We start from the raw sequence: 12,502 nt of genomic DNA, 5'->3' as shown, positions 1-12,502 counted from the left end.
CCAACCCCGGCTGGGAATGGAACGTCTTCGCGCAGTTCTTCACCGCGCCGACCATCCTCAAGGCCGTCTGGATCACCCTCCAACTGACGGCGGTGCGCAGGTAGCGGTCCGCCCATTCCGCGAAGGTCGTGAGCGGGATGCCGAGGGCCCGCGCGAACTCCGGCCGGGCGGGCTGGCCGGTCACGTTCATGAACTCGTGCGACGCCCCCATCCCCGGCATCCCCGCGGCGACCGCCTCCGCCGTGCTCATGTCGGGCGCGCCCAGATCGGTCCCCAGGGCGTGTGACAGGGTCCGCGCGATCTCGGTCATGGTCAGGTGGTCGCTCGCCAGCTCCAGCTCGACCCCGTGGAACCGCTCCGGGGCGGCCACCGCCGCGGCGGCCGCCCCGCCGATGTCGTCGACGGCGACGAGGGACACCGGCGTCCCGGGCTTCAGCACGCTCACCAGACCGCCCTCGACTCCGCGGGGGAACAGGAACGCCATCGACGGGAGGAAGTTCTCCATGAAGAAGCCCGGCTTGAGGATCGTCCAGTGCCGGAACCCCGCCTCCCGCACCCGGTCCTGGATCCCGGTCTTGGCGGTGTAGTAGGGCTCCAGCGCCGTCCAGCGGCCTTCGTCCCATCCGGCGATGCCGGTGTGCTGCCCGGCTCCGGAGACGGACGTGTGCACGAACTGCGGCACGCCCGCGGCCAGTGCGCCCGCGATCAGGTTGGCGGCCTGGACCACCTCGCCCTCGAAGTCGACGGAGTCCCCTCTCATCTCGGGCAGCTGGACCGAGAAGACCGCCCGGGCCCCCTCGGCGGCCCCGGCCACGGAGTCGCGGTCGCGGAGGTCGCCGGTGACCAGGGCCGCGCCGAGCGCCTCGACGGCCCTGGCCCGGTCGGTCGCGGGGTCCCGTACCAGGGCGCGGACGGGGACGCCCGCCGCGAGCAGGGCGCGGGCCGTGGCGCCGCCCTGGCGGCCGGTGGCGCCGGTGACCAGGACGGGTGCGGAATCGGTGGACATGGGGTCGCTCCTCGGGTGTGCACCGCTAAACGGCGGGGCCCGCCGTTTCTTGTCCGCTAAGATACGGAGGGCCCCGCCACTTAGCAACCGCAGAGGTGACACCATGCCCGCCCAGCGCGCGGACGCCCGGCGCAACCACGCCCGCCTGCTCGCCGTGGCCGAGGAGGAGATCGCCGCGCACGGCGCGGACGCCTCTTTGGAGCAGATCGCCCGCGTCGCGGGGGTCGGATCGGCCACCGTACGCCGCCACTTCCCCAACCGCCGTGCCCTGCTGGACGCGGTCTTCCGCGGACGGATCGAGGCCCTGTGCGCCCACGCGCGGGACCTGGGAAGCACGGCCGACGCCCGGACCGCGCTCCTGGAGTGGCTGCGCGCCGTGACCGAGTACGGCGCGTCCACCCGGGGACTGGCCGTGGCGCTGCTCCGCGACACGGGAGCCTCCGCCGACGCGGAGCACGGGAACACCTGCGCGAACGAGCTCGCCGCTGCCGGGGAACCGCTGGTGGAGCGCGCCGCGGAGGCGGGAGCGGTGGCCCCGGGCGTGACGGCCGAGGATCTGGTCACCCTGGTCACCGGCATCACCCTGGCCACGGAACACCACCCCGACCCCGTCGCCGAGGCGGACCGGATGCTCGGTCTGACCATGGCGGGAGTTCTCCCGCAGGGATGACGGGCGCGGCGCGGAGGCGGGCGCCGACTCCCCCGGCCCCGGGTGCGGGCCCGACCGGTCCGTGCCGCCGCCGGAACGCGGGCCGGCGGCCCTGGCTCAGAGCCTGCGGTGCATGATGTGCAGGCCGACGTAGCCGTGCTCGGGGTGCGCGAACCCCTCGGGCAGGGTGCCCACGACCGTGAAGCCCAGGGAGCGCCACAGCGCGACCGCGCGGGTGTTGGTCTCCACGACCGCGTTGAACTGCATCGCGCGGAACCCGTCGGCGCGGGCCGTGTCCAGCACGTGGGCGGCCAGCGCACGGCCGACACCGCGCCCGCCGTGGGCGGGGTCGACCATGAAACTCGCGCTCGCGATGTGCGAACCGGGCCCGCGGTGGTTGCGGACGGAGTTGGCGGTGCCCAGCACCGTCCCGTCGGTGTCCACGGCCGCGAACGTGCGTCCGGGCGGGGGCGGGAACCAGCGTTCGCGCGCCTCCTCCGGACCGAGGTCGGTCTCCCACGTGAACGTCGTCCCCGCGGCGATGACGGGGCGCATGAAGGCCCACATGGCGGGCCAGTCGGCGGAAGCGGCCTCACGGATCTGCATGCCTGCCAGCATGCTGGCGGGCGCCGTCCTCCGCAACCGGTTTCCGCAAGGCGAAGCCGGTGGCCTCCACCGGGGAGCAGACCCCCCAACGCGCTCGCGCTCAGGGCCGTCGACCAGCCCATTGCCGTTTTCCGGCGTACTCGACCCACCCCCGAACACCCCCTGTGTCCGCTTATTCGGACATGACGAGTGATTGGACATGTCGTCTTGTCCAACACAGGCTGTGCCCATGAACGACCGCACCACCTCACCCCTGACCGCCCGCAGAGCCGTCGCCGAGCAGCGCGCCCGCGACATCGCCGCCGCCTGGCGGCGCGGGGACCGCGACATCCGCGCCCTGGCCATCCGCCACGGCGTGGGCCGCGACACCGTCCACGCCGACCTGCGCGCCGCCGGCATCGACCCGACCGATCGCACCGCACCCGTGGACGAACCCCGGATGATCACCACCGCCGAACTCGACCGCGCCCAGCAGGCGTTCGCCCGCGACAGCGCGGGGTTCACCATGGACGTGCGCATGGACAACGCCGGATACCGCCACCTGCACTTCGAACAGGGCACAGCCTGGTGGGATCTGCACGCCTTCCCCGGTGGGCTGATGGTGCGCGGCGACCACGGCGCCTTCGTCTTCGCCAACGGCTCCCCCGACATCTTCAGCAGCTTCCGCTTCAGCGGCGTCGACCCCGCCTACTGGGCACAGACGCTGGACGCCGGCACCGCCCGCTCCTGGTCCGAGCAGCGCTTCCGCGACTGGCTGACCGAGGAGGCCGAGTCCCTTGGTGTCCTGGAGCGGGCGCGCAAGGTCCTGAACGAGAACAACGGCTACGACCTCGAGCACGAGGCGTCGGCGCGCTGGGCACTGGCCAACGCCTACGACGAGCTGGGAATCGCCTTCCCCGACCCCGGTGAGGTCGACCTGTACGACTGGGACGAGTACTACCTGTGGACCATGCACGCGATCAGCGCGGGCATCCGCGCCTACGACCAGGCAGCGACGGAGACCACCACTTCCTGACCAGCCCCGCGTCCGGGGCGCCCGGTCCTGGAGGGCACCGGCCGCCGCGGCGGACCCCCGCCACCCCCTCGACCCGGCGCCCGCACTGCGCACGTCCTCGATGGAGAACGATCCCGGGGCCGTCGTACGGTCCCCGGCCGAGTTCTGCCCGTCACCGCCCTCAGGCCGCCGGTGCGGAGGCACCGCCACCGGACCGGGCGCGCCGGCGGCGCACCCACACACCCGCCCAGGCCGCGGCCACGACGGCGGCCATCACACAGCGCGAGGTCATGAGGTGCTCGCGGGGGTACAGGCGCTCCGTCAGGTAGAAGTCGATGAAGCCGAACTCCATCACCGGGCGACCCGTGTTGAGCCGGGCCCAGTTCTCGATCTCCGTCAGGAAGCACGGCCAGTCGACGATCACGATGCCCAGGGCGTAGGCGGCGACCACCAGGTGCACCCGGAACAGCCGGGGCCATCGCCAGGCCAGGAACCCGCCGAGGACGACGAAGCCGAGGAACGCGAAGTGGAGGACCATCGCGGTGTGGCCGAGGAGGAGGTAGGGCATGCCCCGAACCTAGGCCGGGGCGGCGCCGCGCACATCGGCACCCGCACCCACCCCCTCTGAGTACCCGTGCTCATGACCGCGCCGGGGCGCCCCCCGACCTGCGGAGGGCGCCCCGGTGCACGGTCGCGGACCCTGTGCTAGGGGGAGGGGTCCGCGACCGGGGTGAGCGTGTCGGCGAACACCAGGCCGTGGCCGAGCCCGGTGTCGGCGCGCACCGTCCCCCGGTCGAACTCCACCCCGCTGGGGCGGGCCAACGCTCCCAGCGCGGCGAAGGAGGCACGGTCGATGTCCTCGACCATGGCCACCCGGGGAAGGCACAGCGCCAACTGGCCCGACAGCTCGGGCAACAGGTGCGGAGCCACCGGCACGCCGCGGCGCGCCATCGACTCCGCGATCCGCAGGAACGGGGTCACCCCGCCCACCCGCACCACGTTGGGCTGCGCCACGTCGCACACACCGAGGTCCACGGCCCGCTCGAACTCCGCGGCCGTGCGCAGGTTCTCACCGATCGCGAAAGCTGTGCCCGTCCGCTCGCGCAGCCGGGCATGCGACTCCAGGTCCTCGGCGGGCAGGGGCTCCTCCACGAAGTACGGATCGAACGGTTCCAGCGCGCGCAGCGCACGCGCCGCCCTGGGCACGTCCCAGCGCTGGTTGGCGTCCACCATCAACAACCGTTCCGGCCCCAGCGATTCCCGCACCGCGCCCACGCGCTCGACGTCGCGGGAGATCTCGGCCGAGCCCACCTTCATCTTGGCCGCCCGGTGCCCCGCCCCGACCCAGCCCCGCACCTGCTCCACCAGGTCCGGCAGCGAGTAGTCGAGGTTGACCCCGCTGCCGTAGGACTCCACCGAGTCACGGCGCCGGCCCACCAGGTCGACCAGGCTCACCCCCGCCGCACGGGCGGACAGGTCCCACAGGGCGATGTCCACCCCGGCCAGCGCCATCAGGGTGAGCCCGCTGGTCCCCGCCTCGCGCAGGTGCCAGCGCAGCTCGTCCCACCGGGAGGGGTGCGCCGCTCCCCCCGACAGGACCGGGCCCAGGTCGTCGTTGACCAGAGCCGCCACCGCACGGGCCCCGATCAGCGGGGTCCACGAGAAACCCGTGCCGACCAGCCCCGTGTCGGTGGCCACCCGCACCACCACCACGTCGTTGCGGTCCACCCCGCCGTCCCAAGCCCGGTGCAGCGGCAGCCGGAAGGCACGGGCCACGACCTCGGTGACACGCACCGTCAGCCCTCCTTCACCAGGGACAGGCCCGTCTCGATCAGCTCGCCCAGAGCCGCCACCTCCTCGGCCGTGGGGTCGGTGAACGGGGCCCGCACCCCGCCCGCCTCCACCCCGCGCAGCCGCGCCCCCGCCTTGACCAGGGACACCGCGTACCCGGGCACCCGGTCGCGCAGCCGCACCAGCGGCTCGAAGAACCCGGACAACAGCCGGTCCGCGAGCGGGTCCCCCGCGTGGAAGGCCGTGTAGAACGCGTTCGCCACCTCGGGCACGAACGCGAACGCCGCCGACGAGTACAGCGGCACACCCACACCCCGGTAGGCCGCCACGGTCAGCTCCGCCGTGGGCAGCCCGTTGAAGAACGTGAACTCGTCCCCGCGCACCTCGCGCACCGCCAGGACGATCTGGTGCATGCGCCCGAGGTCGCCCACCCCGTCCTTGATGCCCACCACCGTGGGGATCGCCGCCAGCTCGGCGGCGCTCTCAGGGGTGAACACCATCGATCCGCGCTGGTAGACGATCACCGGGATGTCGACGGCCGAGGTCACGGTGCGCACGTACTCCACCAGTCCCCGCTGCGGGGCGCCCACCAGGTAGGGGGGCAGCAGCAGGACGGCGTCCGCGCCCAGCTCCCGGGCCGCGCGGGCCTGCTCGACCGCGGTGCCGACGCTGCCGCCCGCACCGGCCACCACGGGCACACGCCCCGCGGTGACCTCCACCGACCGCCGCACCACCGCGGCGTGCTCGGCGGCCGACAGGGCGTGCACCTCACCGGTACCGCACGCCGCGAACACCCCGCCGGCCCCGTGCTCCACGCCCGAGGCCACGTGCTCGGCCAGCACGGCCTCGGCGACGCCTCCTCCGGAGTCGAAGGGGGTGAGGGGGAAGAACAGGATTCCTTCGAAGTTCATGCCGCTCCTTGACTGTTGAGGGATCGGGGCCGCCCCGGGTACGGGCGGCCCCGGCGAGGTCCGCAGGACCTCACAGGACGTGCTGCACGTGACGCCGGACCAGGGTGGCGATGACGTCGTCGCCGTCGGCGTCCCACACCTGCCGGTTGAAGATCTCCACCTCGATGTCCCCGTCGTACCCCGCCGCGTCCACGGCCCGGCGCAGGCCGCGCACGTCGGCGTGGCCGTCACCGACCATGCCCCGGCCCAGCAGGTTGTCGGCCGGAAGCGGCACCACCCAGTCACAGGCCTGGAAGGAGGCGATGCGCCCGCCCGCCCCGGCCCGCTCGATCTGGGTCCACACCTGCGGGTCCCACCACACGTGGTAGGCGTCCACGACCACGCCCGCCGCCTCGGCGTCGAAGCGTTCGGCCACGTCCAGGGCCTGCCCCAGGGTGGACAGCACCGCGCGGTCGGCGCAGAACACCGGGTGCAGCGGCTCCAGGGCCAGGCGCACACCGCGCTCGACCGCGTACGGGACGAGCTCGGCCAGGGCCTCGACCATCCGCTCGCGCACGCCGGCGAGGTCGCGGTCCCCGTCCGGCATGCCGCCCACCACCATGACCAGGCAGGGCGCGCCCAGCTCGGCGGCCTCGTCGACGGCCCGGCGGTTGTCCTCCAGCGCGGCGGCCCTGTCCCCACCGGTGAGGAACCCTCCACGGCAGTAGGACGAGACCCGCAGACCGCTGCGGCGCACCAGGTCAGCGGCCTTGGCGAGCCCGGTCTCGGCGACCGGTTCGCGCCACAGGCCGATGGCGGGCAGCCCGGCGCGCAGGCACCCGTCCACCGCCTGGGTCAGACTCCAGCGCTTGACGGTGGCCTGGTTCAGGGACAGCCGCGCGAGCCGGGGGTCGCCCGGCTCCGGGGTGTCCACGGCCGCGGGGAGGCCGGAGGGGACGTCGACGGCGCCGGGCACCACCGGGGCGGCGCCGTGGGGCGGGTACGTGGTCACTGGTCCACCCCCGACACCTGGAGCAGGGCACGCATGCGCGCCGCGGCGAGGTCGGGGTCGGAGAGGACCCCGGCGGCGTCGGCCAGGCGCAGGGCCTGGGCCAGGTGGGGCAGGTCGCGGGCGCTGTGCAGGCCGCCCACCATGTGGAACCCCTTCTGGTGGCCGTTGAGCCAGGCCAGGAAGGTGATGCCGGTCTTGTAGTAGAAGGTGGGCGCGGCGAACAGGTGCCGGGCCAGGGGGACGGTCGGGTCCATCAGCGCGCGGTAGCGTCCGGTGTCGCCCTCGTCCAGCGCCGCGAGCGCCCGGGCGGCGGCCGGTCCGATGGCGGCGAAGATCCCGAGCAGGGCGTGGGAGTGGCCCTGCTCGTCGCCCAGCACCAGGTCGGGGTAGTTGAAATCGTCGCCGGTGTACAGGCGCACGCCCTCGGGGAGCAGGCGTCTGAGCCGGACCTCCAGGGCGGCGTCGAGCAGGGAGACCTTGATGCCCTCCACCGCGTCGGCGTGCTCGGCGATCAGCGCGGCCACGGGCTCGATCGCCTCGGCCGGGTCGGCGAACCCCCAGTACCCGGCCAGGGCCGGGTCGAAGGCGGTGCCCAGCCAGTGCAGGACGACCGGGCGCTCCGCCCGCCGCAGCAGGCGGCCGTAGGCCTTGGCGTAGTCCCCCGGCCCCTGGGCGACGGCGGCCAGGGCCCGCGAGGCCATCAGGACGGGTGTGGCACCGGCGCCCTGGACGACGTCGAGCTGTTCCCCATAGGCCGTGATAACGCTTTCCAGGTCGACATGGGAAGAATCGAGCTGGTCGGTTCCCACCCCGCAGGCCAGGGCGGCGCCGCGCGCGGCGGCCTCCGCCCCCGACCTGCGGATCAGCTCGGCGGTGGCCTCCCAGTCCAGGCCCATGCCGCGCTGGGCCGTGTCCATGGCGTCGGCGACGCCCAGCCCCTGGTCCCAGAGGTGGTGGCGGAAGGCGAGGGTGGCCTCCCAGTCCAGGCGGGCGGGGGCCCCGGGCGCGTTGGGGGCGGCCGGGTCGGCGACCACGTGGGCCGCCGCGTAGGCGACGCGGGAGCGCGCGGGCGGCAGGGGGGAGGTGTCGGCGGGGGCGCCGGTCAGCGTGTAGGGCGCGACGGCGCCGTCGGGGGAGGGCAGGCGCAGTGTGCTCACGTCAGGGTGACCTCGTCCAGTTCGACGGTGTGCCCGTTCTGGGCCGAGCGCAGCCCGGCCTCGGCCATCTGCAGGCCCCGCGCGCCGGAGAGCAGGTCGTGCGGGAACGGGGCGTCCAGGACCACGTGCCGCAGGAAGCCCTCCCACTGGGCGCGGAACCCGTTGGGGAAGTCGGTGTTGTCGGGGACCTCCTCCCACTGCTCGCGGTAGCTGGCGGGGTCCTCCAGGTCGGGGTTCCAGACGGCCTTGGGGGTGGAGGCGCGGTGCTGGAAGCGGCAGGAGCGCAGCCCCGCCACGGCGCTGCCGTGGGTTCCGTCGACCTGGAACTCCACGAGCTCGTCGCGGTTGACGCGCACGTTCCAGGAGGAGTTGATCTGGGCGATGACGCCCCCCTCCAGCTCGAAGATGCCGTAGGCGGAGTCGTCGGCGGTGGCCTGGTAGGCGCGCCCCTCCTCGTCCCAGCGCTGCGGGATGTGGGTGGCCACCTTGGCGGTGACCGTGCGCACCGGGGCGAACAGGTGCTCCAGCACGTAGTGCCAGTGCGGGAACATGTCCAGCACCATGCCGCCGCCCTCCTCGGCCCGGTAGTTCCAGCTGGGCCGCTGCGCGGGCTGCCAGTCGCCCTCGAAGACCCAGTAGCCGAACTCACCCCGGACGGAAAGGACCTTTCCGAAGAAGCCGCTCTCGACCAGCCGGCGCAGTTTGAGCAGTCCGGGCAGGAAGAGCTTGTCCTGGACGACGCCGTTGCGCACGCCCGCGTCGCGGGCGAGCTTGGCCAGTTCCAGCGCTGAGCTGAGCGTGCTCGCGGTGGGCTTCTCGACGTAGACGTGCTTGCCCGCGGCGATGGCGGCGCGCACCGCGGCCTCGCGGGCGTGCGTGATCTGCGCGTCGAAGTAGATCGAGATCCGGTCGTCGGAGAGAACCGAGTCCAGGTCGGTGGTCCAGCGCTCGATGCCGTGCCGGTCCGCGATCTCGCGCAGTTTCCGCTCGGAGCGCCCGACCAGCACGGGTTCGGGGATGATCCGGGAGCCGTCGGGCAGGGGAACCCCTCCGGCCTCGCGGATCGCCAGGATCGACCTGGTCAGGTGTTGCCGGTACCCCATGCGTCCGGTGACGCCGTTCATGGCGACACCCAGCACGTGATCACTCATGGGTTGTTACCACCTCTCCTTGTGAAAGCGCTTTCCAGCGTACGGCAAACCGTCCGTCCACACCAGTGGGCCGGAGGTGCCGCAAGGGGCTCCGAGGAGGAAAACCGCGGAAAACCCCCGCGCACCGGGGGCGTTCCCGCCGGACAGGGGGTCGTGGCGCCCCGGAGGAGCGGGCGGGCGGCGCCGCGCACCCCCTGGCGCGCGGTCCGCTTGTAAAGGTACCCTTTACATGTGCAAGGAAATTTGACAGATGTGCTGAAGGTCGTGAAGACGCGCCTGGACGCGTTCCTCGCGTCACGCGTCCTGACGAAGGACGACGACTGGGCCGACGCGATAGGGCGTGCCGTGAGCATGCAGGCGGCCGCCGACGACGTCGTGCGCGCTGTCGTGCAGCAGGCGCGCCGGAACGGCGCCACGTGGCAGGTCATCGGTGACGCGCTCGGCGTGAGCAGGCAAGCGGCGTTTCAGCGCTATGGCAAACCGATCGATCCCCGAACAGGAGAACCCATGAACACCACGCCACTCCCCGGCGCCGCCGAACTGGCCGCGTCGGTGATCGGGGACCTCGCTTCCGGGCAATGGACGCGTGTCACCGAGCAGTTCGATCCGGCCATGCGCGACGGCCTGTCGGAGGAGGCGCTCGCGGCCGCGTGGGCGCAGATCATCGGCCTGTCGGGAGCTTTCGAAGGGCGTGGGGAGCCGGAGGTCACCCGGGCCGGCGACGTGACGATCACGAACACGCCGCTCTCGTTCGAGGCGGGCGACTACACGGCACGGATCTCGTTCCGCGACGACCGCGCCATCGCCGGCCTGCACATCCTCGAAGGGCAGACGCCATGACCATCAGACCTCAGCTCGGATCGAAGGCGACCGCGGCCCGAGGCGGGCCCCGCATGAACGGCCGCGATCTGCGATCCGTCGGCGTGTTCACCGCCCTGGCGTTCGCGCTCGCCTGGCTCCTCGCGCTCCCGCTCTGGTTCGGTGACGGGCTCGCCGGCCCCTGGTTCCCCCTCGTGGCGACCGCCACGATGGCGACCCCCGCGATCGCCGCCCTCGTCGTCGTGTTCTTCGTGGAGCGGCCGAAGCACAAGGCGTGGAAACTCGGGGTGTGGCCGCTGAGACCGGTCCGCGGGCTGCTCGGCTACGGGGCGCTGGGGATCTTCGTGTCCATCGCTCTGGTCCTGGTGGCGCTCCCGGTCGGTGCGCTGCTGGGGGTCTATCCGGCCGACTTCGCGAACTTCTCCGCGTTCCAGCAGGTCCTCGACGAGCAGGCGGGCGCCGCAGGGGCTGCCGGGATCCCGATGCCGATCGGCGCGCTCATCGCCGTCCAGCTCGCCGCACTCCCCCTGGCGGCGTTCGTCAACCTCATCCCGGCACTGGGCGAGGAACTCGGGTGGCGGGGGTGGCTGCTCCCGAAGCTGATGCCGCTCGGCACCCTGCCGGCCCTCCTGGTCTCCGGTGTGATCTGGGGCCTGTGGCACGCGCCGCTCATCCTCCTCGGGTACAACTACCCCGATGCGCCGGGTTGGCTCGGCCTGGCCGCGATGGTCGGCATGTGCGTTCTGATCGGCGCGGTCTTCGGCTGGCTGAGGCTCCGATCGGGGTCCGTGTGGCCCGCGGCCCTCGCACATGCCGCGTTCAACGGGGCGGGCGGGTCCTACCTCCTCTTCGCGAAGGCGGGAGAGCACGTCGACACCACGCAGGCGACGGTCCTGGGCTGGAGCGGATGGATCGTGCCGCTCGCGCTCGTCGTGGTCCTGGTCGCCACGGGACAGTTCTCCTCCGCGAAGCACCCGTCCACCCCGCCGTCGCAGAAGGGCCGTCCCCCCGAACGCCCGGCGACGGGACAGGCGACCGGTGAGTAGCCGCAACGGCCGCTGAGGCCTCCGAGGACGGGTGCGGCGGTGGCAGACGGAGGAACACCGGGGCCCTGCGCGGCCGGGGTCGCCCACAGGGCCCGGCCGACCCGGAGCCCCCGGCGTCAGGACGTCCGCGAGCGCGGTCGCAGAGAAAGTCACCGCACGCCGGGTGGAGGACAGTTCCTGACCTGAACGGTTCCTAGAGTGGGGGCGCACCCCAGCACCCCGAGGAGACCCATGGGCGCCCCCACCTGGCAGGACATGACCGCACGACGCCTGTGGCGCCATGCGCTCACCTCCCCGGGCACGAGCGCGGCCGACGTGGTCGGCGCCATGTGCGGGGTCCACGCCCAGGTGATGCCGGCGGCCGAGGTGTCGCTCGGACTGCGCCTGGAGGACGCCGACCGCACGCATGTGCGCGCCGCCCTGTGGGAGACCCACGAGCTGGTCAAGACCTTCGGCCCGCGCGGCACCGTCCACCTGCTGCCCACCCGCGAGCTGCCGCTGTGGACCGCGGCGCTCTCGGCGGCCCAGCGCGCGGGCAACCCCTCCCCCAAGGGGGCGCTGCTCACCCCCGAGCAGACCGACGAACTGGTCGAGGCGTCCGCCGCCGTCCTCGCCGACACCGAGATGACCGTGGACGAGCTCACCGAGGCCCTGGCCGAGCGGGTCGGCTCCTGGGCGGCCGACCCCGTCATGGACGCCTTCCAGGCCAAGTGGCCGCGCTGGCGGCAGGCCACCCACACCCTCGCCAACCGCGGCTCCCTGTGCTTCGGCCCGATGCGCGGCCGCAAGGTCACCTACACCAGCCCCCGCCGATGGCTGCCGGACACCGCTCCGGCCGACACCGAACGGGCCCTCGCCCACGTGCTGACCGGTTACCTGCGCGCCTACGGCCCGGCCACGCCCCAGCACTTCGCCCAGTGGCTCTCCGCGCCCAGGCGCTGGGCGGTCGAGCTGTTCGCGTCCATGGGCGGGCTCGTCGAACCCGTCGAGGTGGAGGGCGCCACCCTCTACCAGGTCGCCGGGGACGCCGCCGCCCCTCCCGCACCCGCCCCGGAGGTCCTGCTGCTGCCCTACTTCGACGCCTACACCGTGGGCTGCCACCCGCGCGACGTGGTCTTCCCCGGTCCGGCCCGCCGGCGTGCGCTGGCCCGGGGCCAGGCCGGGACCCACCCCGTCCTGTTCGTGGACGGTCTGGCGGCCGGGGTCTGGCACCAGCGGCGGTCGGGCCGTCACCTCGACATCACCGTGGAGGCCCTGGCCCCGCTCCCGCCGGCACGGCGCGACGCCGTCGCCGAGCAGGCCGAACGGGTCGGGCGCATCCTCCAGGCCTCTCCGCGCCCGGCCTTCGACACCGTCACCGTGGGCCCCCACGCCTGACAAC

At 73.4% G+C, this 12,502-nt stretch carries 13 protein-coding genes; 5 read left to right on the top strand and 8 right to left on the bottom strand.

Going from position 1 to position 12,502, the window contains the following annotated elements; translation table 11 throughout:
* On the bottom strand, positions 1 to 1,006 hold a 1,006-nt coding region (locus ACWGL3_RS26200; protein WP_452461906.1), incomplete at its 3' end, for an NmrA family NAD(P)-binding protein.
* Positions 1,007 to 1,109: 103 nt separating this feature from the next.
* On the opposite strand from ACWGL3_RS26200, the gene ACWGL3_RS26195 reads away from it, so the two are divergent.
* Positions 1,110 to 1,676: a TetR/AcrR family transcriptional regulator gene (locus ACWGL3_RS26195; RefSeq protein WP_267950136.1), complete on the top strand. Its 567-nt coding sequence runs from the start codon at positions 1,110 to 1,112 to the stop codon at positions 1,674 to 1,676.
* 96 nt (positions 1,677 to 1,772) lie between these two features.
* On the opposite strand, the gene ACWGL3_RS26190 is transcribed toward ACWGL3_RS26195, so the two are convergent.
* Positions 1,773 to 2,261, bottom strand: coding sequence for a GNAT family N-acetyltransferase (locus tag ACWGL3_RS26190; RefSeq protein ID WP_267950137.1), 489 nt, complete (start codon positions 2,259 to 2,261; stop codon positions 1,773 to 1,775).
* Positions 2,262 to 2,490: 229 nt separating this feature from the next.
* On the opposite strand from ACWGL3_RS26190, the gene ACWGL3_RS26185 reads away from it, so the two are divergent.
* A complete protein-coding gene (locus ACWGL3_RS26185; RefSeq protein WP_452461905.1) occupies positions 2,491 to 3,276 on the top strand; it encodes a hypothetical protein in 786 nt (261 codons plus the stop codon).
* A 160-nt stretch (positions 3,277 to 3,436) separates the two neighbouring features.
* Here the strand turns inward: ACWGL3_RS26185 and ACWGL3_RS26180 are convergent, their stop codons facing one another.
* The 6 genes from ACWGL3_RS26180 to ACWGL3_RS26155 form a co-directional block, all read right to left on the bottom strand.
* Complete coding sequence (locus tag ACWGL3_RS26180; protein ID WP_267950139.1) at positions 3,437 to 3,823, bottom strand: DUF2784 domain-containing protein; 387 nt, start codon at positions 3,821 to 3,823, stop codon at positions 3,437 to 3,439.
* A 137-nt stretch (positions 3,824 to 3,960) separates the two neighbouring features.
* On the bottom strand, positions 3,961 to 5,049 hold the full coding sequence (locus ACWGL3_RS26175; protein ID WP_267950140.1) for a mandelate racemase/muconate lactonizing enzyme family protein: 1,089 nt from the start codon (positions 5,047 to 5,049) through the stop codon (positions 3,961 to 3,963).
* Positions 5,050 to 5,051: 2 nt separating this feature from the next.
* Positions 5,052 to 5,957: a 5-dehydro-4-deoxyglucarate dehydratase gene (locus ACWGL3_RS26170; protein ID WP_267950141.1), complete on the bottom strand. Its 906-nt coding sequence runs from the start codon at positions 5,955 to 5,957 to the stop codon at positions 5,052 to 5,054.
* A 70-nt stretch (positions 5,958 to 6,027) separates the two neighbouring features.
* Complete coding sequence (locus ACWGL3_RS26165; RefSeq protein WP_378552104.1) at positions 6,028 to 6,948, bottom strand: sugar phosphate isomerase/epimerase family protein; 921 nt, start codon at positions 6,946 to 6,948, stop codon at positions 6,028 to 6,030.
* Complete coding sequence (locus tag ACWGL3_RS26160; RefSeq protein WP_267950142.1) at positions 6,945 to 8,105, bottom strand: dihydrodipicolinate synthase family protein; 1,161 nt, start codon at positions 8,103 to 8,105, stop codon at positions 6,945 to 6,947. The genes ACWGL3_RS26165 and ACWGL3_RS26160 overlap by 4 nt, the downstream gene beginning before the upstream one ends.
* A complete protein-coding gene (locus ACWGL3_RS26155) occupies positions 8,102 to 9,256 on the bottom strand; it encodes a Gfo/Idh/MocA family protein (protein ID WP_267950143.1) in 1,155 nt (384 codons plus the stop codon). The genes ACWGL3_RS26160 and ACWGL3_RS26155 overlap by 4 nt, the downstream gene beginning before the upstream one ends.
* A 276-nt stretch (positions 9,257 to 9,532) precedes the next feature.
* Between ACWGL3_RS26155 and ACWGL3_RS26150 the strand changes: the two genes are divergently transcribed.
* From ACWGL3_RS26150 to ACWGL3_RS26140, 3 genes are all read left to right on the top strand, one after another.
* Positions 9,533 to 10,096: a DUF3887 domain-containing protein gene (locus tag ACWGL3_RS26150; RefSeq protein ID WP_267950391.1), complete on the top strand. Its 564-nt coding sequence runs from the start codon at positions 9,533 to 9,535 to the stop codon at positions 10,094 to 10,096.
* A gap of 53 nt (positions 10,097 to 10,149) precedes the next feature.
* Positions 10,150 to 11,121, top strand: a complete 972-nt coding sequence (locus ACWGL3_RS26145) for a CPBP family intramembrane glutamic endopeptidase (RefSeq protein WP_267950392.1) — start codon at positions 10,150 to 10,152, stop codon at positions 11,119 to 11,121.
* Positions 11,122 to 11,352: 231 nt separating this feature from the next.
* Positions 11,353 to 12,498: a winged helix DNA-binding domain-containing protein gene (locus tag ACWGL3_RS26140; RefSeq protein WP_267950144.1), complete on the top strand. Its 1,146-nt coding sequence runs from the start codon at positions 11,353 to 11,355 to the stop codon at positions 12,496 to 12,498.
* The last annotated feature ends 4 nt before the right edge of the window (positions 12,499 to 12,502 follow it).

Source organism: Nocardiopsis sp. NPDC055824, assembly GCF_053616335.1.
This window is presented reverse-complemented; position numbering and strand designations above follow the sequence as displayed.

Coding starts and splice junctions, on each gene's coding strand:
- ACWGL3_RS26140 (WP_267950144.1), top strand. CDS start 11,353: ATGGGCGCCCCCACCTGGCAGGACATGACCGCACGACGCCTGTGGCGC.
- ACWGL3_RS26195 (WP_267950136.1), top strand. CDS start 1,110: ATGCCCGCCCAGCGCGCGGACGCCCGGCGCAACCACGCCCGCCTGCTC.
- ACWGL3_RS26185 (WP_452461905.1), top strand. CDS start 2,491: ATGAACGACCGCACCACCTCACCCCTGACCGCCCGCAGAGCCGTCGCC.
- ACWGL3_RS26180 (WP_267950139.1), bottom strand. CDS start 3,823: ATGCCCTACCTCCTCCTCGGCCACACCGCGATGGTCCTCCACTTCGCG.
- ACWGL3_RS26190 (WP_267950137.1), bottom strand. CDS start 2,261: ATGCAGATCCGTGAGGCCGCTTCCGCCGACTGGCCCGCCATGTGGGCC.
- ACWGL3_RS26145 (WP_267950392.1), top strand. CDS start 10,150: ATGAACGGCCGCGATCTGCGATCCGTCGGCGTGTTCACCGCCCTGGCG.
- ACWGL3_RS26155 (WP_267950143.1), bottom strand. CDS start 9,256: ATGAGTGATCACGTGCTGGGTGTCGCCATGAACGGCGTCACCGGACGC.
- ACWGL3_RS26170 (WP_267950141.1), bottom strand. CDS start 5,957: ATGAACTTCGAAGGAATCCTGTTCTTCCCCCTCACCCCCTTCGACTCC.